At 60.6% G+C, this 23,104-nt stretch carries 25 protein-coding genes; 9 read left to right on the plus strand and 16 right to left on the minus strand.

Going from position 1 to position 23,104, the window contains the following annotated elements; all coding sequences use genetic code 11:
- The first annotated feature begins 50 nt into the window (after positions 1-50).
- Positions 51-464: a DoxX family protein gene (locus tag ACNFG0_RS09450; RefSeq protein WP_196146986.1), complete on the plus strand. Its 414-nt coding sequence runs from the start codon at positions 51-53 to the stop codon at positions 462-464.
- Positions 465-494: 30 nt separating this feature from the next.
- Here the strand turns inward: ACNFG0_RS09450 and ACNFG0_RS09455 are convergent, their stop codons facing one another.
- A complete protein-coding gene (locus ACNFG0_RS09455; protein ID WP_196146987.1) occupies positions 495-683 on the minus strand; it encodes a hypothetical protein in 189 nt (62 codons plus the stop codon).
- 252 nt (positions 684-935) lie between these two features.
- Here ACNFG0_RS09455 and ACNFG0_RS09460 point away from each other — a divergent pair, with 252 nt between their 5' ends.
- The 3 genes from ACNFG0_RS09460 to ACNFG0_RS09470 all read left to right on the plus strand — a co-directional run bounded on the left by ACNFG0_RS09460 (position 936) and on the right by ACNFG0_RS09470 (position 3,061).
- Positions 936-1,607 (plus strand): polysaccharide lyase family 7 protein, encoded by a 672-nt coding sequence (locus ACNFG0_RS09460; RefSeq protein ID WP_416764558.1) that lies wholly within the window; start codon positions 936-938, stop codon positions 1,605-1,607.
- A gap of 317 nt (positions 1,608-1,924) precedes the next feature.
- Complete coding sequence (locus ACNFG0_RS09465; protein WP_416764559.1) at positions 1,925-2,515, plus strand: hypothetical protein; 591 nt, start codon at positions 1,925-1,927, stop codon at positions 2,513-2,515.
- 246 nt (positions 2,516-2,761) lie between these two features.
- On the plus strand, positions 2,762-3,061 hold the full coding sequence (locus tag ACNFG0_RS09470; protein WP_416764560.1) for a hypothetical protein: 300 nt from the start codon (positions 2,762-2,764) through the stop codon (positions 3,059-3,061).
- Positions 3,062-3,090: 29 nt separating this feature from the next.
- On the opposite strand, the gene ACNFG0_RS09475 is transcribed toward ACNFG0_RS09470, so the two are convergent.
- Entirely contained in the window at positions 3,091-4,455 is a 1,365-nt protein-coding gene (locus ACNFG0_RS09475) for an HD domain-containing phosphohydrolase (protein ID WP_416764561.1), read from the minus strand.
- Positions 4,456-4,662: 207 nt separating this feature from the next.
- Between ACNFG0_RS09475 and ACNFG0_RS09480 the strand changes: the two genes are divergently transcribed.
- From ACNFG0_RS09480 to ACNFG0_RS09495, 4 genes are all read left to right on the plus strand, one after another.
- Positions 4,663-5,628, plus strand: a complete 966-nt coding sequence (locus ACNFG0_RS09480) for a cytochrome-c peroxidase (protein WP_416764562.1) — start codon at positions 4,663-4,665, stop codon at positions 5,626-5,628.
- Positions 5,625-7,436 (plus strand): DAHL domain-containing protein, encoded by a 1,812-nt coding sequence (locus ACNFG0_RS09485; protein ID WP_416764563.1) that lies wholly within the window; start codon positions 5,625-5,627, stop codon positions 7,434-7,436. Before ACNFG0_RS09480 ends, ACNFG0_RS09485 begins: the two co-directional genes overlap by 4 nt.
- Positions 7,433-8,839: an ATP-binding protein gene (locus ACNFG0_RS09490; RefSeq protein WP_416764564.1), complete on the plus strand. Its 1,407-nt coding sequence runs from the start codon at positions 7,433-7,435 to the stop codon at positions 8,837-8,839. The genes ACNFG0_RS09485 and ACNFG0_RS09490 overlap by 4 nt, the downstream gene beginning before the upstream one ends.
- A 409-nt stretch (positions 8,840-9,248) precedes the next feature.
- Positions 9,249-9,917 carry an isochorismatase family protein gene (locus ACNFG0_RS09495; protein ID WP_196146995.1) on the plus strand — a complete coding sequence of 223 codons (669 nt, stop codon included), beginning with the start codon at positions 9,249-9,251 and terminating at the stop codon, positions 9,915-9,917.
- 286 nt (positions 9,918-10,203) lie between these two features.
- Here the strand turns inward: ACNFG0_RS09495 and ACNFG0_RS09500 are convergent, their stop codons facing one another.
- Positions 10,204-10,434 (minus strand): hypothetical protein, encoded by a 231-nt coding sequence (locus ACNFG0_RS09500; protein WP_416764565.1) that lies wholly within the window; start codon positions 10,432-10,434, stop codon positions 10,204-10,206.
- Positions 10,427-10,735 carry a hypothetical protein gene (locus ACNFG0_RS09505; protein ID WP_224455856.1) on the minus strand — a complete coding sequence of 103 codons (309 nt, stop codon included), beginning with the start codon at positions 10,733-10,735 and terminating at the stop codon, positions 10,427-10,429. The genes ACNFG0_RS09500 and ACNFG0_RS09505 overlap by 8 nt, the downstream gene beginning before the upstream one ends.
- Before the next feature lie 106 nt (positions 10,736-10,841).
- Between ACNFG0_RS09505 and ACNFG0_RS09510 the strand changes: the two genes are divergently transcribed.
- Positions 10,842-11,504 (plus strand): SOS response-associated peptidase, encoded by a 663-nt coding sequence (locus ACNFG0_RS09510; protein WP_416764566.1) that lies wholly within the window; start codon positions 10,842-10,844, stop codon positions 11,502-11,504.
- On the opposite strand, the gene ACNFG0_RS09515 is transcribed toward ACNFG0_RS09510, so the two are convergent.
- The 12 genes from ACNFG0_RS09515 to ACNFG0_RS09570 are packed head-to-tail and all read right to left on the minus strand — an operon-like array spanning position 11,501 to position 23,079.
- Positions 11,501-11,827: a hypothetical protein gene (locus tag ACNFG0_RS09515; RefSeq protein ID WP_416764567.1), complete on the minus strand. Its 327-nt coding sequence runs from the start codon at positions 11,825-11,827 to the stop codon at positions 11,501-11,503. The genes ACNFG0_RS09510 and ACNFG0_RS09515 overlap by 4 nt on opposite strands.
- The gene (locus tag ACNFG0_RS09520; RefSeq protein WP_416764568.1) at positions 11,824-12,186 is read right to left on the minus strand and encodes a hypothetical protein; all 363 of its coding nucleotides are present in this window, start codon (positions 12,184-12,186) and stop codon (positions 11,824-11,826) included. Before ACNFG0_RS09520 ends, ACNFG0_RS09515 begins: the two co-directional genes overlap by 4 nt.
- Positions 12,171-12,551, minus strand: coding sequence for a DUF6527 family protein (locus ACNFG0_RS09525; protein WP_416764569.1), 381 nt, complete (start codon positions 12,549-12,551; stop codon positions 12,171-12,173). Before ACNFG0_RS09525 ends, ACNFG0_RS09520 begins: the two co-directional genes overlap by 16 nt.
- A complete protein-coding gene (locus tag ACNFG0_RS09530; RefSeq protein WP_416764570.1) occupies positions 12,548-12,991 on the minus strand; it encodes a structural protein P5 in 444 nt (147 codons plus the stop codon). The genes ACNFG0_RS09525 and ACNFG0_RS09530 overlap by 4 nt, the downstream gene beginning before the upstream one ends.
- Before the next feature lie 58 nt (positions 12,992-13,049).
- The gene (locus tag ACNFG0_RS09535; RefSeq protein ID WP_416764571.1) at positions 13,050-13,640 is read right to left on the minus strand and encodes a tail fiber assembly protein; all 591 of its coding nucleotides are present in this window, start codon (positions 13,638-13,640) and stop codon (positions 13,050-13,052) included.
- A complete protein-coding gene (locus tag ACNFG0_RS09540) occupies positions 13,637-14,419 on the minus strand; it encodes a phage tail protein (RefSeq protein WP_416764572.1) in 783 nt (260 codons plus the stop codon). The genes ACNFG0_RS09535 and ACNFG0_RS09540 overlap by 4 nt, the downstream gene beginning before the upstream one ends.
- Positions 14,420-14,440: 21 nt before the next feature.
- The gene (locus tag ACNFG0_RS09545) at positions 14,441-15,463 is read right to left on the minus strand and encodes a hypothetical protein (RefSeq protein WP_416764573.1); all 1,023 of its coding nucleotides are present in this window, start codon (positions 15,461-15,463) and stop codon (positions 14,441-14,443) included.
- A complete protein-coding gene (locus tag ACNFG0_RS09550; protein ID WP_416764574.1) occupies positions 15,463-19,011 on the minus strand; it encodes a phage tail tip fiber protein in 3,549 nt (1,182 codons plus the stop codon). The genes ACNFG0_RS09545 and ACNFG0_RS09550 overlap by 1 nt, the downstream gene beginning before the upstream one ends.
- Positions 19,008-19,406 (minus strand): DUF6950 family protein, encoded by a 399-nt coding sequence (locus ACNFG0_RS09555; RefSeq protein ID WP_416764575.1) that lies wholly within the window; start codon positions 19,404-19,406, stop codon positions 19,008-19,010. The genes ACNFG0_RS09550 and ACNFG0_RS09555 overlap by 4 nt, the downstream gene beginning before the upstream one ends.
- Before the next feature lie 2 nt (positions 19,407-19,408).
- Positions 19,409-20,011: a hypothetical protein gene (locus ACNFG0_RS09560; protein ID WP_416764576.1), complete on the minus strand. Its 603-nt coding sequence runs from the start codon at positions 20,009-20,011 to the stop codon at positions 19,409-19,411.
- Complete coding sequence (locus ACNFG0_RS09565) at positions 20,011-20,595, minus strand: hypothetical protein (protein WP_416764577.1); 585 nt, start codon at positions 20,593-20,595, stop codon at positions 20,011-20,013. Before ACNFG0_RS09565 ends, ACNFG0_RS09560 begins: the two co-directional genes overlap by 1 nt.
- A 21-nt stretch (positions 20,596-20,616) precedes the next feature.
- The gene (locus tag ACNFG0_RS09570) at positions 20,617-23,079 is read right to left on the minus strand and encodes a phage tail tape measure protein (RefSeq protein WP_416764578.1); all 2,463 of its coding nucleotides are present in this window, start codon (positions 23,077-23,079) and stop codon (positions 20,617-20,619) included.
- Positions 23,080-23,104: the final 25 nt, after the last annotated feature.

Below are 23,104 nucleotides of genomic sequence, written 5' to 3' on the forward strand. Positions count from 1 at the left end.
AGCGAAGCGGCTGCTACAGTGAAAATGTCCCTTTCCATTGGAACGCCACCATGCGCTACTCCCTGTTCGAAGGCCAACGCGACATCATCATTCTGCTTGCCCGTATCCTGCTGGTGATCCTGTTCATCCTCTCCGGCTGGAGCAAACTTACCGGCTTCGAAGGCACGGTGGGCTACATGACCTCGCTCGGCGCCCCAGCCCCGATGTTGGCAGCCGCCATTGCGGTCATCATGGAGTTCGCGGTGGGCATCCTGTTATTACTCGGCTTCTATACCCGCCCGCTGGCGTTCCTGTTCGCCTTGTTCGTGGTAGGCACCGCCTTGATCGGCCACCCGTTCTGGAACATGGTCGACCCCGAACGTAGCGCCAACATGACCCAGTTCCTCAAGAACATGAGCATCACCGGCGGCCTGTTGCTGCTGGCCGTGAGCGGTGCCGGGCGGTTCTCCCTCGACCGCCGCTAAGCCGTGCGCGCCGGCGCGGCGACGATGGGCTCAATCGTCCACGTCGTCGTACCAGGCTGGGTGTTCGTCGTCCTCGAAATCATCCAGCAACTCTTCGTCTTCTTCGGCCTCGTCCAACGCCCCATGGGCATCGGCCTCCGGGTCGGGGTCGTCATCGAAAAACTCATGGTCGAGCAGATGATCGTGCTCGGGCTCGTGCAGGTCGTCTTCGTCGTGCATGGCAGGGCTCGCGAAATAAAGGCACGCCTGTATAGGCTGATCACAGGCGTCGGTCAATCGCGCAGCACTTAACGCTCGCTTAACTGCCGCCCGGTTACTGTCGAAGCTCTCCCTTCAAAACGTCCTTGCCCGCCGCCCTGGCGGGCTTTTTTATGAGCGCCTTTTCATCCGGCTCTGGCGCATTTTTCGGATCCATGCCTGCTGGCCCGATTCGCACAAGTGTGGACCTGTCTTTTCGCAAGGAGAACCCGCATGGCCGTGAACATCGACAACCTGATCATCACCACCCCCGTTGCCAAATCCGCCACCGACCCCACCGCACTGGAGGTCACCGGCGCCGTGGCACTGGCCACCCTACCCGACTACGTTTCACGCCTGCCCGACGGCTCCGTGCGCATGAGCGCACCTACCAAGGGTGCTTCCAGCAAAAGCACCCATCGCACCCGTTGCGAATGGAAAGAAGCCGTCTATTGGGCCCTGGACAGCGCGGCCAACCACCGCAACTACCAATTGTTCAAACTGGAGAAGGTCAACTCGATACAGAAAGTGGTGATCGCCCAACTGCACGTAAAGGACGATGACAGCCCACCCATCAAGGTGTTCTGGAGCAAAGGCAAGCTCACCTACGGCTTTCGTGCTGAATTCAACCAAGCCACGGCCCCCACTAGCACCCTGCTGGCGGAGGTACCGCTCAACGCCGTCTTCGAGATCAGCATCGAGGTAGCTACCTCCGGCGCCGTGGTGCTGAGCGCGAGCTGCAATGGGCGTACCGGACGTATTACCTTGCAACTGGCCGAGTCGTGGCGACCGCGCATCTTCAACTTCCATGGTGGGGTGTATAACCAAGTGGATTACAGCGACACCACTTCGCCCGAGGATGGCTCGGTTTGCGTGATCAGCCAGCTTGACCTGGTCCACCTGTAGGTACCCCAACAGGTTGTGAACATGCTCTTCACGTTTTTCTGACAAACGTATAGGCACACTGAAACTGCTTCGTACGTTCTTTAACCCGCCTCCCCCATCGGCGGGTTTTTCTTTTCTGCCTTTGGCAAGCCTCCCTTCGCCCTGAAAAATGTGAAATCTGTCACATTTCCCAGTTTAAAATTGAACTTATCCGAAACGTCCTACTCAACCGGCAGAATGCTATTACGTCTGGCATAGCCCTTTGACAGCATTGAATGCGCTGCGCGGGTGAGTATTCTGCAGCCCTGTATCCACTTTTCCTTCCAAGGACGGACTCCATGAGGTCTTTTTCCCTTTTGGCTGTTTCGGCGAGCCTGCTCGTCGCTCTCCCTGCCTGGGCAGGCCCAGGCCAGGCCAATCGCGTCTGGGACCAGGAACCGAGTTCGTTCCTGGGTATCGATCTGCAAGGCGACTTCCTCAAGCAGGTTGCCGAATGCCCTACCGATGAGACCAGGCCAACCGAACCCTGCCGCATCGCCACCTCCGATCCGGACCGTTTCGAAATCCGCGGCCTGCCCTACCTGCCCATCTCCCCTGGCTACAGCCTGGTGGCAACCCTGGCGGGCGGACAGGTGAGCGAGCTGGTCTTCAGCGGCAATGCCAACAGCCTCTACCTGGTTACCGACATGCTCACCGAACAGTTCGGCGAACCGGCCGAGCAGAACAGCCGTTGGATCAAGATGAGCTCTGGTGCGTCCTACCTGACCGAGGTCATGTCCTGGAAAGGTGAAAAGGTAGCGATCAACTTCCAGCGCCAGGAACAGGACTTGGGCAAGTACGCCGTGACCGTTTCCAATCTGCCCACGCAGATGGCCACCACCGAAGAGACGCCCGTCGAAGCTGCGCAGCCGGACGTCTCCAAGCTCTGAGCTGGGCTGGGCTGGGCTGGGCTGGGCAACATTGTGCGGGCTTGTCCCGCGATCAAGGGCGTAGCCCTTGCCATATATCGGTGATGCCAGGGCCGGCCCAATCGCCGGGCATGCCCGCTCCTACAAGGGCAGTGCAAGGCAGGTAGAATCTGGCTTGCCGTCGATTGGGCCTGAGCAAATACAAGACACCCACTCTCGAATCGGTGATGATGGAGCTCCCGTAACATAAGCCACGGACGCCCAACGATGCCCCTTCACCTGGCCCCTTCGACACATCTTGCCGCAGCCCTGCTGGCGACCGCCCTGCTACCCGGCTGTACCACCCAACTGACCGAAAAGGGCCAGCAGGTAAACCTGGTGACCGCCTCGTCGGTCAACGCCTGCGACCTGGTCGACACCTTCACCCTGCAGGGCAGCTCCGCCGACGATGCCATCAACCTGGCATTCAACAGGGCGGGCGAACTCGGCGCCGACAGCATGGGCGTGAAATCTGTCGATGAAGATGGCGAGATCAAGGCATTGGCTTTCAATTGCCTTGCGAAGTGACCGCGAGGGGGCACACTGCGCCCCTAGGGTCATTGGGTATCACTCGGTAAAACTACGTCACCCTCCTGGGGCGGGAGCCTCACGAAAACACTGTACTTGCCACCCTCCATCTCTTCGAAGGCGATCAGCTTGTCGATCAGAGGCCCGCTCAGCACCTTGCCGGCATTGAGCAGCAGCATGCCGTTTTCGGCATTGAGATTACGCGCCAGCACCATCCCTGCTTCCAGTTCACCCGTGGGGAGCATCCTGACCTGCGGGTCGGCAAGCGTCACATCGCTCAGCATCGCCGCACACACCGCGATGAAATCCTCCACCAGCCCAGGGTCATACACGCGCCCGGCGTACTTGCGCAGGTGCAGCAAGGCTTCGTCGCTGTTCAACTGCCGCTCGAGCACCAGACCGCGCTGCAACTCGACAAAATCGACCGCCAGCTTGAGCAGCCGCGCGCCAAACGGAATGGCGTCGCCCTTGAGCCGGTCGGGGAACCCGCTGCCATCCCAGTGTTCTTGGTGGTGCAAGATCAAATGGGCCGCGTCCCGCATCGGCTCCAGGGCCATCAACAACGATTCGCTCTGCTTCGGGTAGTCGCGATAGCGGTCGCGCTCGGTGTGGCGCAGCTGGGCCGAGGGCGTGACCATCATGCTGTCCGGCCAGCTCAGCTTACCGATGTTGTACAGCGCGGCGGCCATGGCGAGGTCGCGGCAGTCGGTGTCGTTGAGCCCGTGTGCCGTGCAGTAGCTGCGCACCAGCTCGATGATTTGTCGATTGGTCTGCTTGGCCGGTGGCAGGCGCAGGTTGGCGAGCAGTGAGAACACTTCGGTGCTGGTGACATAGCTGTGCTTGAGCGCTTCATACGCAAGGTCGAGCATGTCCGCGGTTTGCTGCAGTTCGGCGGTACGCGCCGCGACACGTTTTTCAAGGCTTGTGTTGAGCACCTTGAGCTGGGTGTTCTGCTTGCGGATCAAGCGCTCCAGACGCTGGCGTTCGCGCTCGGAGTGCTGGTGCTCCAGGGCCTGGCGCAAGACCAGCAGTAACTCGTCGTCGTTCCACGGCTTGCTGATGTAACGATGGATCTGCCCTTCGTTGATGGCCTTGATGATCGCCGTCGGGTCGGCATAGCCGGTGAGCATGATCCGCATGGCCGTAGGGTACTGATGGCGTACGTGAGCCAACAGCGTGGCGCCATCCATGTTGGGCATGCGGGCATCGCTCACCACCAAGTCCACCGACTGCTCGGCCATGATTTCCAGCGCCTGGGCACCACTGTCGGCCAGCAGTACATCATAGAACTGGCCGCGCAACAGCCGGCGCAAGCTGTTGAGGATCGACGCCTCATCGTCGACCAGCAGCACCTTGGGTCGATAGATCGCCTGCGCGGCGGGTTGCTCTTCCATGGCATGGCCTCAAGCAAACTGGACGGTGACGGCTCGACCCCGGCAAAGGGGCTCGCGCTTGACTGACAGGCTAGATGATTTTTCACAGGCCGTGAAAAATCAGCAGCTTGTCCGCAACAGGCAAAGTGCCTGCCAGGCGACTAAGCTTCGACCCATACGCCCAGCGCACGCACACGCGCACATCACCAGGGATAACGGATGCTCCCGATGATCGATCCACGTCCACCTGCTCTTTGCACTGTCGTGCTGTTGCTCTGCGCCGTGGCCGCGAAAAGCATCGCCGCCCCGCTGGATCAACCCCTCAAGCCCTTGCCCGACCCACCGCAAGCGGACCCCAGGCGCATTGAGCTCGGGCGCCAGCTGTTCCATGACGCTAGGCTGTCGATCAACAACACCCTGTCCTGCGCCAGTTGCCACCGTCTCGATCATGGCGGTGCCGATGACCGCGCTCGGTCGGTCGGCTTCGACGGTCGCCCTCTGCTGGTCAACACACCGACAGTCTTCAACGCTGCCTTGAATTTTCGCCAGTTCTGGGACGGCCGGGCCGACACGCTCGAGGAACAAGGCAGCGCCGTGATCACCAGCCCCCACGAAATGGGCAGCGACTGGCAAAGCGTGCTGCAGCGCATCAAGGACGACCCGGGTTATCGGGAGCGTTTCAGCGCCGCCTACCCAGACGCGGTGACCAAGGCCAACATCCTGGGCGCCCTGGCCGACTTCCAGCGCACCCTGTTAACACCCGGCTCGCGCTTCGACCGCTACCTGCAAGGTGACACCGGCATACTCACGCTAGACGAAAAGTACGGCTACCAGCGCTTCAAGGACTATGGCTGCATCGCTTGCCATCAAGGCGTGAACATCGGCGGCAACATGTTTCAGAAGTTCGGCGTGTTCGGTGATTACATTGCCGATCGCGGCAACCCGACGAAGGCTGACCTGGGGCGCTTCAATATTACCGGCGATGATGCCGACCGTGCGGTGTTCAAGGTGCCCAGCCTGCGCAATGTCGCCTTGACCGCGCCCTATTTCCACGATGGCTCGGCGCCCACCCTGGAGCGCGCCGTGGACGTCATGTTCCAGTACCAGCTGGGGCGCATACCCAGCGAAGAGGACCGCACGCTGATCGTCCTGTTCCTCAAGACGCTCACCGGGCAATGGAAGAGCCAGCCATGAAGTATTCCCCGCGTGTCAGCCTGCTGGTGCTGAGCATCGTCGTATTGCTGCTGGCCTCGACATTGATGTTCCTCTACCTCAAATCCAGTTCCGAACAGACCCTGACCTACACCACCTCCCGTGACCTGATACGCCAGATCAAGCAGCAGGATTCGCAATGGGAAAACGAAATCCTCAAGGCGCGGGTCGCGATCTCCCATAACTACGATCCCTTGGTATCCCCCACCAACGAGATAAAGCGGCTATGGGCGCGCTTCGACGCCTTGGAGGCCGACCACGGGCGCAATGACGCACAACAGTGGAGCGATGCCCACGAGGGTTTTCTCAAGGCCATGCAGGAAAAGACCCGACTGGTGGAACAGTTCAAGTCCCACAACGCGTTGCTGCGCAACTCGCTGGCCTTCCTGCCGGCAGCAGAAGATGACATCCAGGCCCAACTGAGCAACGTGGCCGACCCCGACAGGCAGGAAGTGCACAATTTCGCCACCGACACCTACGACCTGCTGCTCAGCGCCCTGGAGTTCGCCCAAGTGACCTCTCCCGAAAAAGCCGCTGAGATCGAAGTGGGCTTGAACAAGCTTGCGGTGAACGTTCAGGACATGCCCGATGACTTTCGCACGCCCGTCGACATCCTGAGTAACCATGTCGCCTTGATCCTGCGCGAACAGCCGATCGTCAATCGCCTGCTCGAAAACGTCGAGGCCGTTCCCGTGGCGGAACGCCTGGATGCCATCACCATGATGCTCGAGCAGGACCAGCAACTGCGCGAGAAGACCAACAAGCAGTACCACTTCTACATGCTGCTGTTTTCCGTCCTGCTGATGTGCTCCCTGGTTGTCCTGGCCATTCGGCTGATCCGCAGCTTCAGCGAGATCAACCAGGCCAATACCGCGCTGCAGACTGCCAACGATGTGCTCGAGCAACGGGTCGAGGAACGCACCCGGGAACTGAAGAACGCCCAGAGCGAGTTGCTGGCCGCAGCCCGCCAGTCCGGGATGGCCGAAATCGCCACCAATGTGCTGCACAACGTCGGCAATGTGCTCAACAGCGTGAATATTTCCTGCGACTTGATCACCCGAAGGCTGCGTAGCAGCAAGAGCCAGGGCCTGGGCAAGGCCATGCAACTGGTCAATGCACACCCCGATGACCTTGGCCGGTTCCTGACCGAGGACGAGAAAGGCAGGTTGCTGCCCGGCTACCTCAATCAGCTGGTCGGCGCCATCGCCCAGGAGCACGAGGCATTGATGGAGGAGCTGGGCCGAATGACCAAGAGCATCGATCATATCAAGGAAGTGGTCGCTACTCAGCAGTCCTATGCCGGGGCCAAGAGCATGGTCGAACCGCTGTACATCCATGAGCTGCTCGACGACGCCCTGCGCATGAACGCCGGCGCCCTGACCCGTCACCACGTCACCGTGGTGAAGGCCTACAGCGATGTACCCCAGATCATGGGTGACAAGCACCGCCTGCTGCTGATACTGATCAACCTGATCAGCAACGCCAAGTACGCCATGTCGGACATGGGCAACGCCACGCGGACCATGACCCTGGGCGTCAGGATCGTCGACGACGCCGCCCTGGAAATCAGCGTCAAGGACGAGGGCGAAGGCATCGCCCCGGAAAACATGGCGCGGATCTTTGCCCACGGCTTCACCACCCGCAAGGAAGGCCACGGCTTCGGCCTGCACAGCTGCGCCCTGGCGGCGATCGAAATGAATGGCCACCTGACGGCCCACAGCGACGGCCCCGGCCAAGGCGCATTGTTCACCCTGCAGATACCCCTGATTACCGTCCCGGAGAACGCATGAGTGAGCTCTCGAACCGCCGCATCTTGCTGATCGACGACATGCCATCGATTCACGACGACTTTCGCAAGATCCTCTGCCCAGCCAACGCCCAGTCCACCGAGCTGGACGCCATGGAGGCGACCTTGTTCGGTGAACCCAGCAAAGCCGAACAGCCCCCGTTCGAACTGGACTCGGCCTATGGCGGCGAGGAAGGCCTGGGCAAACTCAAGCTCGCCGCCCAGCAACAGCGCCCTTATGCCCTGGCGTTCGTGGACATGCGCATGCCCGATGGCTGGGACGGGGCCAAGACCATCGAACACCTGTGGCAGGCCGACCCCAAGCTGCAGGTGGTGGTATGCACCGCCTATTCCGACTATTCCTGGGACGAACTGCTCGATCGACTGCAAGCGCACGATCGCCTGCTGATCCTCAAGAAGCCGTTCGACAACATCGAAGTGCAGCAAATGGCCAATACGCTGCTGACGAAATGGGAAATGACCGAACGCGCCAGCCTGCAGATGCACCGCCTGGAGCAACTGGTCGAACAGCGTACCACCCAATTCAGGCAAGCCAGCGAAGCCCTGCAAAGCGAGATCGATGAACGCAAACAGCTGGAGAGCCAGCTGGTGCAATCGGAAAAACTCGCCTCCCTCGGCCAGCTTGCAGCGGGCGTGGCCCACGAAATCAACAACCCGATCGGCTTCATTTCATCGAACCTCGGCACGCTGGACGGCTATTTCCAGCAGCTGTCGCGCATGCTCGACGCCTACCGCACCGCGGAAACGGCCCTAGGCGACAGCGACACCGCACAGCGCTTGCGGCAGCTACGCGAACAGATCGAACTGGACTTCCTGCTTGAAGACGTTCCGCTGCTGATCAGGGAGTCCAAGGAAGGCATTGGCCGCGTCAGCCAGATCGTCAAGGACCTCAAGGATTTCTCCCGGGTCGACACCCAGCAGCAATGGCAGCGGGCCAACCTGCAACAAGGCATCGAATCGACACTGAACATCGTGGCCAGCGAACTCAAGTACAAGGCGGACCTGATCAAGGAATATCAGCCACTTCCCGACATCGAGTGCCTGCCCTCGCAGATCAACCAGGTGGTCATGAACCTGGTGGTCAATGCCGCACAGGCCATGGGACCGGAACGCGGCACCATTACCCTGCGCACTGGCCAACAGGGCGATTCGGTATGGATCGAAGTGGCCGACACCGGGGCGGGTATCGCACCGCAGGTGCTGCCGAAGATCTTCGATCCGTTCTTCACCACCAAGCCGGTCGGCCAAGGGACAGGGCTTGGCCTGTCGCTGTCCTACGGCATCGTGAAAAAACACGGCGGGGATATTTCCGTGAACAGCACCGTGGGAGCTGGCACCACGTTTCGCGTGCAATTGCCGCTGCGCCAGAGCCGGCCTGCAGCATGATGGCTCGGCCCTGACGGGCTGCGGCAGCCTGGTCAGTCTTCCGATGGAACCAGCTCATAGCTCAACGGCGCGCCAGGAAAAGACGCGACCCAGCGCGTCGTGTACCGCGACTTGCAATGTGGGCACTGCACCCGCTGCCCATCCGTGCGTTCGTCTGGCTCGAATGGCAGGTCCTCGTTGCATTTCTTGCACTTGGCCATGGGAGATCTCCTGAGGTGGGCCTCTTCTCAGCATAGCCTTCTCACTTTCAGCGCTGGCGAGTAGCCTTTTTTGCAGTCTCCCTCGAACACGATCGATCCAGCTGCACCGGCCACCCTCGCTTGCGCAACAGGTATAGCGCGTCTACTTTTTTGATGCTCTCAAGCTCCCGAGAGCGGCGAACACAACCCTAGGCTTGCGAGGTGTCAGCATGACTTCTACCAACGGAATGCTAGACCCGGATGACGCCGTCATCCTGCTTATCGACCATCAGAGCGGGCTGTTCAACACGGTCCGCGATGTTCCCATTCCCGACCTGCGCAACTATGTGATCGCCATTGCCAAAACGGCCACCCTACTGAATATTCCGGTCATTACCACGGCATCCGTGCCGGATGGCCCTAACGGGCCATTGATTCCGGAAGTCCACCAGTACGCGCCTCATGCGGTCTATGTGCCCCGCACAGGCCAGATCAACGCCTGGGACAACCCGCCTTTCGTAGAAGCGATCGAGAAGACGGGGCGCAAGACCCTCATCATCGCCGGCACGCTCACCAGCGTGTGCATGGCGTTTCCTGCCATCAGCGCAGTGCAGGCAGGCTATAAAGCGTATTGCGTGGTCGATGCCTCCGGGAACTGGAGCAAGCTGGCGACCGATACGACCATCGCCCGCGTCACCCAAGCAGGGGCGATTCCTACCGATACCTTCGCGATCGTTGCTGAACTGATGCGTACGTGGAACAGGGCCGAAGGGTCGCGTTTCGCAGAAATCCTGGCGGAGCATGTCTGCCCTGAATACAAGTGCTTGATCGAAAGTTACGGCAAGGCGCAGGAGATCGCCAAGAGCGGCCCGGAGACCAAGCTCGATAAATATAAGTGAGGGAGGTTCCAGCCCATAACGAAAAACCCCGTAGACCTAGATCTACGGGGTTTTGAATAGTGGAGGCCGAGGTCGGAATCGAACCGGCGTAGACGGATTTGCAATCCGGTCTCAACCTGCTATTTTATTGGAGGAAATCGCTCAACCCCCTGTATCCATTGGGGTTTCCATCATTTTTCCGCATCTTGATTCATCATCATTTGGGACATTCGATGTCCCAAATTTGTCCCACGCCTCCTGCCCCCCTCCCCGGCGTTCTGCCGACCGATTCACTTCCTTTATATAGCTACTCACAGAGCAGGCCGATCGCCCCGGCCTCTTCAAGCTCGACCAGCGCCCATAGCCTGGCCGACTCGACGAACTCCAACATGTCGACAAGCTCGCCATCGCCTACTTCCCGCCGCCGATGTGCGGCCTTGGCCATTTCGGACAACACGGCGGCGCGCCCGTCCGGATCGCAAACCAGAGCGGACTGATCGTTCAGCTCGTCGAGCCAGGCGCGCGGCAGGTCAGTCATCGTAAATTCCCGCTGCACGGCACCACCAAGATTGCGCGTAGAGCACGCCGTCGACTTCCTCTAATCCGGTGATGTTCATACCGAGTGTGGCCATTCCATTCACGCAAGCATCGTGCAGAGGCGGGATGATGTCGCCGCTCGGCGTAGGATTGAAGACACAGGCCTCGATGCACGGGCGACCCAGCACTTTGCTATGACCGTACTCTATGTGCACGTCAGCACGCAGAGGCTTGGTCTTGGCAAGCTTTTCATTGGGGATGGCGATGCCGCGCTCACGGCGGCGAACGAGTAGGAAGTACATGTGGCACCAATACTGTATATCGATACAGTATTTGAACACCCAAACGGATGCCCAGGCCAGTACCGCTTGGCGGGCTATTCTTTCTGCTCGAGCAGGAGGGATGGGAATGTGCGGAAGATTGAGCCAGTACCGAGGCATACACGACTTCGTCGAGACGCTCAGCCTACCGGATGCCTGGAGAAACAACGTGGGCGACCAGGCTCTCGAGCGCTACAACGTGGCGCCCAGCACTCAGGTGGCCGTGCTGCGAGTAGATGACGCAGGCCCGCGGGCTGACCTGGTGAGGTGGGGATGGCGGCCGCATTGGGCGACCGATCGAGCGGCACCGATCAACGCCCGTGTCGAGAAAGTCGCGCACGGGCCGTTCTTCCGGGCGATCTGGCCGAGTCGAGCAATCACGCCCGTGGACGGGTGGTACGAGTGGGTCGATGAAGGCGGGCCGAAGAAGCAGCCGTACTACATCCGGCGCCGAGACGGGCGCCCTGCCCTATGCGCCAGCATCGGTCAGTTCATCGGCAGCGACCACGACGGCTTCGTTATCATCACAGCCGATGCCTTGGGCGGGATGATCGATGTGCACGATCGCCGGCCGGTCGTGTTTTCGCCTGAGCTTGCTCGGGAATGGATAGCACCAGGCACGCCCCGGGAGCAGGCCGAGCAAATGGCGCTCAACCTTGGGGAGCCGGCTGAAATATTCGAGTGGTTCCGCGTGGGCATAGCCGTGGGTAACGTCCGGAACCAAGGGCGAGAGCTGATACTGCCTATTTAGCGACACGCTCTCACTGCGGCCTCCAGCTGCTTCTGGTACCCGATCCGCTGCCGCCGCTCAGCGAGCAGCGCCCGCACTTTCACTTCCAGGCTGTCGCTCTTGCGCAGGTCGGCGGCAGCCCATGATGGCGCCGCCACTTCAGGCGCACGGCACGGCACCTGCACAGGCACCTCGACACGCACGTAGTGGGTTTCCGGCGCCGGCCTCGAGGCACACCCTGCCAGCAGCAGTCCGACCAGAAGCACCTGCAGGGCCTGCGCTTTTTCCCCGGTCCTGCAGGTTTTTGAGCGACCTGCACTTTTTTCCAACTCCTGCGCCTTCATAGCCCCAGCTCCTTGTCAATGATGGCCGTGGCAGCCGCGCACTGGTCGCCACCGGTGCGCTCCTGCTGCAGGCGATTTGCCGCGGCGTAGTCGCCCTGGGCGCTGTCCTTCGCCTCGGCTACCGCTTGCTCTGCCCTGGTCTGGCGAGCATTCGCGGCCAGGGCCAGGTCGCCAAGAGCCTTGCCCTGTTCTTGCGCCAGACCGGATAGGTTGTCACGCGCGGCGATGCACGCGGCAACCTGGTCCTGCACCGCGTCAAGAACCGGGCGGAAGTGGCTGGTGGTAGCCCAGGTGCCAACGGCCATGCCGAGCAGGACCAGCAGAACGGCGCCCATAGCGCGGATCACCAGTTGTTCCATGCCGCCTCCCATTCCGGCAGATCGACCGTCTGCCCAGCCAGCCCATGCGTGCAATCGCCCAGGTACTGGATGCGGCCGCCCGTGACGAACGAGTGGCAGACCTTGGTAACCTTGGTCTGCACGATCTCACCTGCCCTGATCTTCTCGGCGATCTCCAGCGTGGTGGCCGGGGGCTCCCACTGGTCGTGCTGGACCAGCACCGATGGCGTGAAGGTCGGCGCTTCGGCGTTACCGTTGTAGCCCCATCGAGGGCCGGTACCGGCGCCTACGTTCAAGCTATGGGGCGCATCGCATCCGCGGCAGAAGAACCACAGCGAGCCGTCCTCGGCCTGGCCCAGGCAGCGGCCAATTGTATTGATGCTCATGCCAGAGCCCTCCGCACGCCCTCGTCGATGACCTCGGCTTTGTACGGGTTGCCGCCGTTCTCATGGATGATGATGCTCTCGACGAACACCCGCAGCGTTGCCAGGTCTTTGATGTTGATCGGGTCGGTGGTGCGCACGCCCAGGCGCTTGGCCACGACCGACGCGTAGGCCTGGGTATCGTTCTCGTTCGACGGCGCCCAGCGGTTGATGGTCTCCAACACCGTGTCGATGCCTTTCCCTCCCACGCCGGGCATGCCGTCCTTGCCGCGGTAGGCGATGAGCAGCTTGCCCAGGGCGCGAATGCCGTTCTCTGGGGTATCGAAACGGGCGAAGCGCGGTTTCGCGGCCCTCACCTCGAGGCCCAGTTGGCCCACCCAGTCGTTCCGGGGGTTGAAGTCGATGTTGCCGGGGTTGTTGTTGCGTACACCGCGTGCGGTCATGGGTTTTCTCCAGGCAAAAAAATACCGGCTCTGGGCCGGTCGGTTTCGTTCAGTTGGATCAGGCAGGCGGTGCAGGCCAGTCGATCTCGTCGGGGTAGCCTGCCTGGGCGGGAACCCGGCTCAGCTCGACGCGGTAGCGCTTCCAGGCAGTCAGCGAGGCGGCGTCAGTGGCTTCGCCAAGGTCCACAGCATCCTGCAATGGAGCAATCGCGTTGTCTGCTGCTGCCCGGCGACTGGCTATTTCTGCGACCGCCAGAGCAAGATACTGCTCGGACTTCTCTTGGGCTTTGGCTGCAGCGGTGATTTCTTGAGACCAATCAATCACCCCCGCCACCACCTCCGTCGGTTCGCCCAATTCCAGGCCAGGCAGGTGCACAGGACCGTCGGCCGGATCGTGGATGTCGATCGGGAAGCGGGCGCTCTCCGGTGCGTCGGCAGCGTGCGGCAGCATTAAGGCAATGATCAGCTCGCCATTGATACGCTCAACTGGCGCAACGATGAATGAGTTGCTGATCGCCTCAATTGGCAGCGTCGACCCATCAGCCAAGCGGGACAGATTAAGAGATACATCGTTGACTATGAGGGTATCGCCCGACTTGGTGACAAACAAACCTAAATCAGAGCGAACTGGAGAGAATTTAATAATCATCCGTACCACCTGCCTACAGCGATCAGAATCGCTTTTCGATCAGCCGACAATTGCGAAGCTGCCGCGATGTGGAAGTATGAACAGGCTGCTGCATTTGGCACCCACACTTCGGCTCCAAAAGAGGAAAGATCATATGCTTTCGCTGTAACAGCCGGCGCCGACGAAAACTGAATTGGGTAAGTCCAAGACACGGTAGCAGAGCGAAATCCACCAAAATATGCCGACGGTATTGGCAACACATCTGTGCGAAGAGCCCAGCAGTGCTGAGTGCCATCTGCAAATCGAACATATTCACCATTCGCGTTTCCGCCACGCTCAATAATTGCCCCTGTCGGAACTCCACCGACTTGGCTTGCCGTGCCAACGATATCGGCCACTGCGGCCGATTTCAGGCCCAGACCGTTTCTTGCTGTCGATTGTGTCGCGCCGCCGGTGCCGCCCTTGGTCACCGGCACAACGTTCTCGGTCGACACCGAGCCAAGGCCGGCCAGGGTCGAGCCCCAGGTATTGGCGATATCGTTGAACTTGTCAGCCAGGGTCTTGGTGTAGCCCTGAACCGGCGTGATTGCGTAGGTGCCGCCGGTGACCGTGGCGCCCTTGTAGGCGGGCAAGATGCTCAGCACCGTGGTGCTGGCAATGTTGGTCACCTCATACCAGTTTCCATCCGGGCCTAGCAGTGCATCACCCACCCGGGCATTTGCTGAGAAGTTGGTGCCGGTACCGGTCACCGTCGTTTGGCCAGCCGTGATCGCGACCGTGCCTGCTCTATACCAGGGCATGGCTGTTTCCTTTGGAGAATGTTAGAGGGGGCGCACTGGGCGACCGGCGAACACCGTTCTGCCGTTTACACCAGCTGCGCCTGTGCTTGAGTTATAGGAACCTGAATAGGCCTGCAAAACACTTCTGTTTCCGACAAGGAACCCCGCCGGGTTATCGTAGAACTCATAACCATCGAAAAAAGTCGGAAGCAGCGAAGAAGCTAGAAAGTAGTCGTTTACGTTTCCAGTCCACGGCATCTGAAAACTTGACCAGTAGACTGTTGGGGTCTCTACCGGCGTGCCTGCAAGAACAAACCTGTCTGAAGATGGCGTGCCGCCACTCAACAGAATTAGGTTGTCGTTGCTGTTGAACGTCCGCTCCGAGGATTCATTCCTAATCCGGATCCCATAATCACTATCGAGCGAACTTGGTGTTGAAGATCCAACCATCCAATGCACGGTGTATAAAAGGTTGACAAATGGGCCTCCAAGCCAAGCGTCAACGGTGAAACCGGTCCAAGCACCAGGGGAGCCCAGCACGCGGTACTTACACACCATCATTCCTGTATCGGAACGCAAGAAGACATATGGCTCTTCTGTAGTTCTAATGACAGATGGGAAATTCCCTTGGCCCGATAGGATGTAGTCGCTGGTGCCCCGCCGCCCAAGAAGAAACGATCCGGATCCAGCAACACTCATAACCTTGTTGACATTATCAATCTGCACAAGATTGCTGTCGTTTCTTGCCCTTACTCCGTACTTGGTAGTCGCATCCGGGGCATCTCCATACGAAAGGACTTTGACGACCCATCTGTCGCTAAATGCCCGGCGAAGATGAAGCTGCCCTGGTGACCACCACGCTTCCACGCTAACCGCATAGCCTGGCGTTGGTGGCTGCACGACCACAAACGATCCTTCCTTGATCTGCGGAATTGAGAAGTACTGGTCCCAGGCTCCATTACCCTGCACCTGCGTCGTGTAGATCGACCGCAGCGCGGTCACCGACGTATCCAGCGTGACAACTCCGGACGCATTGCGCGTCCGGCCACCGTACTGCACAGCCATCAGGTCAGCCTCCCCACTGCCGTACGCTCTACCCCGTTTGCGTCGTAGACGTACAGGCCGTTGTTGTTTAACAGGATCGATCCATCGACCGACTGCCCACGGATCGAAACGGCACCGGTGACCATGTTCAGTTCGATCAGCGGCCGGCCTTGAGAGTCAACCGCCTGGGAACGCAGGGTCATACCAAGAACGATGTTCTGGATGAACGCCTGGTTGATGAACGCCTGGTTGATGTACACCTGGCCGCTCTGGACAACGAACGGCGCAGACAACGTGCCGTTGATGCCATTGACCACAGCGAACCGGTCCGCCGATACGAGGAATTGGCTCTGCAGGCCCGCCGGGCCGTTCTCGATGCCGAGACCAATACCCGCGGCCACGTACTGGCCCTGGGCGTTGATCTGCATCTTGACCGACCACATCGTGCTGGCCTTGCCATCCAGCGCGGCCAGGGCCTGACTGGTGACCTGCACCGCGGCGTTCGTCTTCTGGATTTCGCCGTTGGCTTTGTCCAGGCCCGAGTTGAACGACACCTCCAGCGTCTCGGTCTTCTTCGCCTGGGCATCGATCTCGGTTGCCCGCACCTTCGCCTCTTCAGCGATCTTGGCAGTGTTTTCCCAGCCCTTCAGAGCGCCAGCCAGTGCTCCCTCGCCGTCGTCGTCGCGTTCGCTCTGCGGAAACGTGAAGGTAGCCTCCATGTAACCGATGCGGACGCCCAGAGCCTGATCAGCATCCGCGCGGGTGGTTGCCTCCTCGCTGATGGACGCCTCACGAAGCGCCCTCTCCCCCGCAATCCCATCCTCGCGGGCGGCTTTCTCTTGATCGAGCGCGGCATTCGTCGCGTCCACCCTGGAGTTGACCGTCTGGAGCCGAGAGGCGGTCGACGATTCGTTGTCGGTGACAGTCTTCTCCAACGCCGAGATGCTGGCCGAATTGGCACCGACTTTGGTGTTCACATCCAAGAATCGGCTGGCCGTGGCCTGCTCATTCGTGACGACCGTCTGCTCGAGGCTGCGGATGCTGCCCTTGTTCTCGCCGACACTGGCCTCAACCGTTGTCATCCGGCTGGCCATGGCCTCGTTCTGCGTGGCGCGGGTGCGCGACTCTTCCGAGACCTTGGCCAGGGTATCCCAACCCCGCAACGCATCGTTCAGAGCGCCCTCCCCGTCATCATCACGGTAGGCGGACTGCACGGCCTGCAGCATGGCGGCATTGGCCGTTACTTTGCCGTCGATGGTGCTGATGTCGGCGGTGTTCTTGGACACGGCCTGGGCCAAGCCATTTGCCGTCTCGGCGATGCTGCCGATATCGACCCAGTAGGTGGGGTTCGGCGGCGCATTGGCTCCATCAGCTGCTGCCGGCACATCGGCGATCGCCATGTACAAGCGCTGGCCTTTGCGCACTGCGTCGTTCTTCAGGTAGGCATTGGTGGGCACGTACTCAAGCGGGTCGGTCAGCTCGGTGATCAGGCCCTCCAGCTCCTGCTTGGCTGCCTCGATGCGGCCATTCACCGACTCTGGACCCTCGCCGGAGATTTTCTCGATCTCCGTCAACAGCTCCTGTCCTAGCTGGGTCTCGTTGATCTTCCCTTCCAGGGCATCGAGGAACGTGCTCACATCCGTCGACGTAGACGCCGGCACCTTCAGGAAACCGCTCACTCCATAGGCGTTTTTCGAGCGCACGAAGTAGTAGTAGTTCGTGAAGAAGGCCAGCCCTGTATGGGTCAGGCTCATCCCCTGCCCCAGGTACTCAGCCTGCGCCGCGGTCGCTTGAGGATCGAGGCTGAAGAAGTACTCGTAGGTGCCGCCGTTCAGCCCATGGAGCGTGTTGCTCGGGAACAGCGTGATGCTGTCGATGCTCGACTGCACGACGCAGGCCTCGGGCACTGGTGGGCCGTCGATGTTGACGGTGATGCTGGCCTCGCCCGACCGCGCCAGAGGGCCCAGGGCAGCCACGCTCATCGTGTAGTTACCGGAGGGCAGCCCCGAGAACGGCAGCTGCATGGTGGTTTCCGGGACCTGGCGGGCCTGCACTGCTACCCCATCCCGCCGAACCGTAACGGCATAGCCTGTGACGACGCCGAAGGGCGGCACCCAGCTCAGCACGCCCTGGGCGATTTCCGCCGTCTCGTCTTGCGTCCAGGCCAGGCCGGTGGGCGAGCCAAGGCCACCCGCCGGCATGTTGATGAATCCCAGCGGGTTGTAAGGCTTGCCCACGGCATCATCGAAGATCGCGGCCTCGTACTGGGAGACGGTGACCGTGCAGCCATCATCAGACGCCATATTCCAGTCGGTGACGATGCATTCGCCCACGATGTTCAGCGACGGCAGGTTCACTCGCACGACGCGGCCAGGTCGGCAGTTGTAGCCGGCGAAATTCATTGGGATCTGCAGAGAGCCACCGGCGCGGGCGCGACGTAGCTTGATGTTAGCCAGACGCTGTGCCTGGTAGGCATCGGTCACGTAGCCCAGCGACATCGACTCCGACGCTTCGCCACCATCCTGGTCAACCCACTGCTGAACCCGCACTTCAGGGAAGTCGGTCTCAGCCCAGGACTGGGAGGGGTCGATGAAGGTCCCAGTGACGATGTTGATCGCGGCGTCATTGCCCACCTCGGTGGAGCCTGACACAGTGCCGATCACCATGTCCTCGGTGATCTCGAAGTCATACGGACCGTAGTAAGCGCCGGCCTGCAGCATCCACTTGCCGCCCACGCGAATCAGCTGTCCAGCGCACGACTCTTCCAGCTTCTGGAGAACAGAGGTGCGCTGCTCATCGGCGCCGATCACGCAGCCCGTGCGATAGCGTACGCCGGTCGTGCCGTCGGCATTCCCGACAGCCTCGTCGCACACGTTCGCAGCACTGGCGAACGATTCGAAGACAATCTCGTCATCGGGGACCTTGCAGCGCGTGCGCAGGAACCACAACAGGTGAAGGGCTGTGTTCTCGCTGTATCCGGTCATGCCGGTGCGAGGGTCGTACAAATCCTTCCGCCCACGGACGACAAAGCGAACATTGGGGATGCCCGAAGGAAACTTCTCTGCATTGTGCTTGAGCGACAGCCGAACGAAGGACAGGCCGCGGCCAATCTGCGAGTCTTTCCAGTCCCGGCAGTTGGCCTTCAAAAAGGCATTGACCTGGGTGGGGTTCACGATCAGCTCATACGAGGCGTACTCCCCATAGGTACCGACCTCCTCCTCGCCGAGGTAGATTTTCTCCAGGCCATCGACTTCGCCTTCGCTCAGAACATAGACCAAGTGCACCCATTCGCCATTGTCCTGATTGCCGGTCTGCTCCTGTGCCCAAACTAGGACGCCGCCAGTGCTGACCCGGCCAAGAATGAAGCGTGCCGGCGCCTTCGAGGAGCGCACAGTCTGGGCGGAAGGCTCGCCGGTACCGGCTCGACCGCCCTTGAGCGCTGCGTCCTGCTGCGAGCCAACGAACAAGCCCACCGCGCCGCCGATGATCGCGAAGCCGACACCGCCGGTGACAAAGCCCAGGGCGGCGCCGGCAGCGACCAGGGCAACCTTTTTGACTGCCTTGCTCATTCAACCCTCCACACCACCAGAGGCTCGCAGGCGATCCGCCCTGCCCCATCCTCCGCCACGGACCAGAACTCGCCGGCCCAGTACACCGCTACCCCGCGCCCGTTGGGGCCGTCGTACATCGCCACGTCGCCGCGCTGGATCAACGCCGGATTGACCCGCGCGAAGCAGGCATCCCAGGCCGCATCGAGCGAACCGTGGATCTTCTTCAGCAGGCGCTTGGCCCCCGTCTCCGTGGTGTACCGCCCCCGATACAGCGCCGCCGGATCAGTCCCGCACACCGCCACCGCGCAGTCCGCGGCAAACAGGCAGCAGTCAAATTCGCCCCATGAAAAAGGCCGCTCAGTGGCGGCCTTGATCGTGTTGGCGAGTTGAGTTGTCCAGTCGCGGGTTCGCATAGTCACTTCTCGTAGGTGAACTTCGGGGCGTCCTTGGAGGCGCCCCAATAAATGGGCCAGTCGGCCATTTGGGCCACGGCATAGAAGAAGCGGTCGTCTTGGTGCCGGGCGCGGTGGTTCTCGTCGGTCCAGCGCTCGGTAGAAGTCCGGCTCCACTCGGCCATGCGGTCAATGATCGGCACCTTGATGGCATTGCCGTCGCTGCCATTGCCGCTGTAAGCGAACTGGGCCGCATCCATCCGCCCGCTGAACAAAATGTCGGCGGCGTAATCGCCGGCCTGGTCGATGACCACGAACATCAGTTTGGCATTGCGCCCTCGGCAGCCCTTCAGGCTGGTCTCGGTGATGATTGTGGTGTCCAGGCCGTTGAGGGTGAGTTCGACGCTCATGGGCGAACTGGAGTTGCTGCTCTCCTGGGCCTGGCCAACCTCCCCGAAGGTGCCCACGCCCTGGTAGGTAATGCCGTCCAGGACCAGCTCACCCGTGCCGGTATGGGCGAAGACCATGCCGTCAGGGAAATCGAGCTGGCAGGCGTACACGGCCATGAATCGGCCCTGGGCGATGATGTCCACCACCCGCTGGCTGAATGGGAATGAACCAGCCATCAGAAGGCCTCCCTGAACTCAAGCGAACCGTTCGCCACCAATGGCCGAAGCGTCAGGGCGTGGTTGTCACTGACGCGCCGCATCTCGGCATAGGGCGCCTGGTACTCAACTGCAGTGCCGGCGGCTATCGTCTTGCGAATCGGCTTGTTCACGTTGATCAGCACCTGCCCGGATGCGTCAGAAGACGCATCGTCGACCACCTCGAACATCACCCCGCCGATGGTGATGTAGTCCCCCATGGAGAACACCTTCTTGTTGGCCGTCACCCCGTCCAGGCGCATCACGGAGGCCTGGGCGTTGGCGGAGACCACCTTGGGCGCGCCGATCGAGTCGGATCGCGTCCGGGTGAACGCTGGCAGATTGAACGTACCGAACATGCCCTGCAGGCGGCCGATGAACGCAGTCAGGATCCGCTCTTCTTCTCGCGACAACGCGCCGAAGGTCATCTGGCACTGCCAGTAGGCCCCCGGGTAGCCGACGATCTGCTGAGCGTTCGACAGCGTCGAGGTGAACGCCCGGTTGTTGTAGACGACGCCCCAGGTCATTTCCGTCGGGCACAGGCCATCCGGCCATGCGATTGCCATGTAATCACTCCTGGTGGTCGATCAGCCCTTACGCAGCAGCTGCCGGGCGGGGCCGTTGTTCTTGAAGTCCTTGAGCACCATCTGATACCCGGCCTGGGCGCCCTGACTAGCCGCCTCCCTGATCCGCGCCAGCGTTGCATCGTCGGCACTACCCTGGATTTGGAAATGCTGCTGAATGGGCGGCAGGTTGCCGGGAAGCCATCTGCTACCGCCTTGGGCCTGGATGTCGCTCAGTGTCCGGTCAAGCTTGGCGCTGGTTCCGGCAGTGGTGACGCGCTCGCCCTTCTGCAGCAACCAGGTGCCTTCGCGCGGCACGCTGTCGATACCGTCGTGAGCCATACCCACCAGTGCCAGGCTGCTGGCCAGGCCGGTGGTGCTTGTGATCGCAGCGGAGGCCGGCGCGGCGTTGGCACCGAACGATGCTAGAGACGCCATGGCGGCCGCAGGCGCATAGGCGGCGGCCATTGCGGTACCGGTTGCAGCAGCCAGCGCAGCCGACGAGGCCGCGGCGCTGTCGCCAATCGCGGCGTTGACCAGCATCTGCAGGCCGACCTTGACGAGCATGTGCAGCAGGTCATCGGCGATACCCTCAACGAAACTGCTGAAGTTGAACTCGCCAGTTTTCACGAAGCTGACCAGCTCATCCTCCAGGCTGCCCAGGGCATTGCTGGTAACGTCATACATCTGCGACGACAGGTCCCGCGCGTGGTCGGCATAGTCCTGCCAGGCGTCCTTGGAGCCATCCAGCCAGTTGGTCTGGGCCTCGTCGAGCTGGTCGTAGTAGTCCATCTGCATGGACAGCCGCTCGCTCAACGACGACTGCAGTAATTCAGCCTCGCGCTTGAACAGGCTTTCGCTGATGTCGCCGGCGTTACGCTGGGCCTGCAGGTCCGCGAACTTCTGGTCGAACTCCTGGCGGATCTCCAGAATGCCTTGCAGGCGTTCGCGAGTTTGACTGCCCATGCCGGCGCCAACAAATTCCATGTCGAGGCCGGATTTGGCCGTAGCATTGGCCGCCGCCAAAGTGGCCGCGTAGGAGGCGGCTTTCGCATTCTCCTCGTTGGCCATCTTCAGCTGTTTCAGCTTATCCAGCTCGGCTGCCAGGTCCTTCAAGCGGGTTTGCTGCTGAGCGCTCAGGCCTTTGAGATTTCCTGATTCGACTTCGAACTGCAGCTTGGCCGCCTCGGTGGCGTCCTGGCGCTTGTCAACCTCGGTGTTGATCAGGGCGATTTGGCGGCGATAACCCTCTTCCGCTGTATCGAATTGAGCCTGGATCTTTTTCGCGGCTGCTTCGGCGGCTTTAGCCGCAGCCTGAGCCGCAGTAGTTGGCGCCTTGAAGGTCCCTCGATCACCAGCCTCGTTCACCTTGTTGAGCGCATCGGCGACTTCACGAATCTTCCCGTCAACAGCACCGGACGCGCCGGCCTCATTGATACGTTGCCACAGTTTGTTGTAGCGCTTATCAAGTCCGTCCAGTTCAGCTGCGACTTCATCGGCCAATCCCGCCGAGTTCTCTCGAATCTTGTTAAGCGCATCGATTGGCTTGGACGGATCAACCCCATCAAAAGCACCGCCAACTATGTCAACCAGCCCGCTCACAGATCTAGCAGTTAGCTCAAAAACATAGGCAACAATGAGTCCAGACTTTGCGGTCACATCAAGAACAGCCTTTAACCCAGCCGACAAAGCTGAAACAGATTCGGTGTCTTGGCTGAGATCAAAGAGAATTTTTGAATAGTCTCCAAGCGTCGGCATTAGCGATGCTGCAAGTTGATTCTTGATGCCGTCCATAGACTGCTGCGCCAGCCAACCTGCTGCCGCAAGATCTTGTGTTGCGCGAATTGTGCTTTCATCCATGATGGCACCGGCTTTCTCAGCAGCTTCACCAAGCACCGCGAATCCAGCACCATTATCTCGCAGCAGTGGCAATAGCAAGGTCGCATCGTTTGCAAGCGACTCCATCTGCTGAGTCATTTCCGCCTGGCTCAATCCGGCTTTTTGAAGGCTGGTCGCGAAAAGCTGCAAAGCTTGAGGGCCCGACAGATTTCGAAATTGCTCGGCCGTAACTCCAACCTTTGGCGCAATGGTCTTGAAGAAATCCTGTAGCTCGCCGCCGCCATTCAGTAGAAAGTCACCAATTTTGTCGTTTACATCCTTGAGAATATCCGCAAGCTTTTCGTTCTCGACCCCTACGGCCTGTGCACCAGCAGCATACTTCTGAAACTCAGTTGTGCTTGAGCCAGCAACGGCTGAAAAACGACTAATTTCTGTTGCAGCCTGGACAGTCGAAACCGTGAATGTGGCCAGCGCTGCAACACCTGCTGCGATACCGGCACCGATGGCTACGCCTGCCGCCTTGGCGTTTTTTTCTACCTCTTTGCGCCATTTCTGAGAGCTACGCTCGGCCTTGTCCATGCCGGAGACAAAGCCTCCGACCTGCGCAATGACATCCAGGGTCAATGTGCCAAGAGACCTAGAAGCCATGGGGTTCTCCATAAAAAAACCCGCC

Source organism: Pseudomonas sp. NY15372 (assembly GCF_048068215.1).
Lineage (GTDB): Bacteria > Pseudomonadota > Gammaproteobacteria > Pseudomonadales > Pseudomonadaceae > Aquipseudomonas > Aquipseudomonas guariconensis_A.

Excerpts from the sequence above, each read along its gene's own strand:
- ACNFG0_RS09475 (WP_416764561.1), bottom strand. The coding sequence starts at position 4,455 with ATGGAAGAGCAACCCGCCGCGCAGGCGATCTATCGACCCAAGGTGCTG.
- ACNFG0_RS09525 (WP_416764569.1), bottom strand. The coding sequence starts at position 12,551 with ATGAGCATCAATACAATTGGCCGCTGCCTGGGCCAGGCCGAGGACGGC.
- ACNFG0_RS09520 (WP_416764568.1), bottom strand. The coding sequence starts at position 12,186 with ATGGAACAACTGGTGATCCGCGCTATGGGCGCCGTTCTGCTGGTCCTG.
- ACNFG0_RS09495 (WP_196146995.1), top strand. The coding sequence starts at position 9,249 with ATGACTTCTACCAACGGAATGCTAGACCCGGATGACGCCGTCATCCTG.
- ACNFG0_RS09530 (WP_416764570.1), bottom strand. The coding sequence starts at position 12,991 with ATGACCGCACGCGGTGTACGCAACAACAACCCCGGCAACATCGACTTC.
- ACNFG0_RS09560 (WP_416764576.1), bottom strand. The coding sequence starts at position 20,011 with ATGGCTGGTTCATTCCCATTCAGCCAGCGGGTGGTGGACATCATCGCC.
- ACNFG0_RS09500 (WP_416764565.1), bottom strand. The coding sequence starts at position 10,434 with ATGACTGACCTGCCGCGCGCCTGGCTCGACGAGCTGAACGATCAGTCC.
- ACNFG0_RS09450 (WP_196146986.1), top strand. The coding sequence starts at position 51 with ATGCGCTACTCCCTGTTCGAAGGCCAACGCGACATCATCATTCTGCTT.
- ACNFG0_RS09555 (WP_416764575.1), bottom strand. The coding sequence starts at position 19,406 with ATGCGAACCCGCGACTGGACAACTCAACTCGCCAACACGATCAAGGCC.
- ACNFG0_RS09465 (WP_416764559.1), top strand. The coding sequence starts at position 1,925 with ATGAGGTCTTTTTCCCTTTTGGCTGTTTCGGCGAGCCTGCTCGTCGCT.
- ACNFG0_RS09545 (WP_416764573.1), bottom strand. The coding sequence starts at position 15,463 with ATGGCTGTGCAGTACGGTGGCCGGACGCGCAATGCGTCCGGAGTTGTC.
- ACNFG0_RS09480 (WP_416764562.1), top strand. The coding sequence starts at position 4,663 with ATGATCGATCCACGTCCACCTGCTCTTTGCACTGTCGTGCTGTTGCTC.
- ACNFG0_RS09535 (WP_416764571.1), bottom strand. The coding sequence starts at position 13,640 with ATGATTATTAAATTCTCTCCAGTTCGCTCTGATTTAGGTTTGTTTGTC.
- ACNFG0_RS09510 (WP_416764566.1), top strand. The coding sequence starts at position 10,842 with ATGTGCGGAAGATTGAGCCAGTACCGAGGCATACACGACTTCGTCGAG.
- ACNFG0_RS09455 (WP_196146987.1), bottom strand. The coding sequence starts at position 683 with ATGCACGACGAAGACGACCTGCACGAGCCCGAGCACGATCATCTGCTC.
- ACNFG0_RS09470 (WP_416764560.1), top strand. The coding sequence starts at position 2,762 with ATGCCCCTTCACCTGGCCCCTTCGACACATCTTGCCGCAGCCCTGCTG.
- ACNFG0_RS09505 (WP_224455856.1), bottom strand. The coding sequence starts at position 10,735 with ATGTACTTCCTACTCGTTCGCCGCCGTGAGCGCGGCATCGCCATCCCC.
- ACNFG0_RS09550 (WP_416764574.1), bottom strand. The coding sequence starts at position 19,011 with ATGAGCAAGGCAGTCAAAAAGGTTGCCCTGGTCGCTGCCGGCGCCGCC.
- ACNFG0_RS09485 (WP_416764563.1), top strand. The coding sequence starts at position 5,625 with ATGAAGTATTCCCCGCGTGTCAGCCTGCTGGTGCTGAGCATCGTCGTA.
- ACNFG0_RS09490 (WP_416764564.1), top strand. The coding sequence starts at position 7,433 with ATGAGTGAGCTCTCGAACCGCCGCATCTTGCTGATCGACGACATGCCA.
- ACNFG0_RS09540 (WP_416764572.1), bottom strand. The coding sequence starts at position 14,419 with ATGCCCTGGTATAGAGCAGGCACGGTCGCGATCACGGCTGGCCAAACG.
- ACNFG0_RS09460 (WP_416764558.1), top strand. The coding sequence starts at position 936 with ATGGCCGTGAACATCGACAACCTGATCATCACCACCCCCGTTGCCAAA.
- ACNFG0_RS09565 (WP_416764577.1), bottom strand. The coding sequence starts at position 20,595 with ATGGCAATCGCATGGCCGGATGGCCTGTGCCCGACGGAAATGACCTGG.
- ACNFG0_RS09570 (WP_416764578.1), bottom strand. The coding sequence starts at position 23,079 with ATGGCTTCTAGGTCTCTTGGCACATTGACCCTGGATGTCATTGCGCAG.
- ACNFG0_RS09515 (WP_416764567.1), bottom strand. The coding sequence starts at position 11,827 with ATGAAGGCGCAGGAGTTGGAAAAAAGTGCAGGTCGCTCAAAAACCTGC.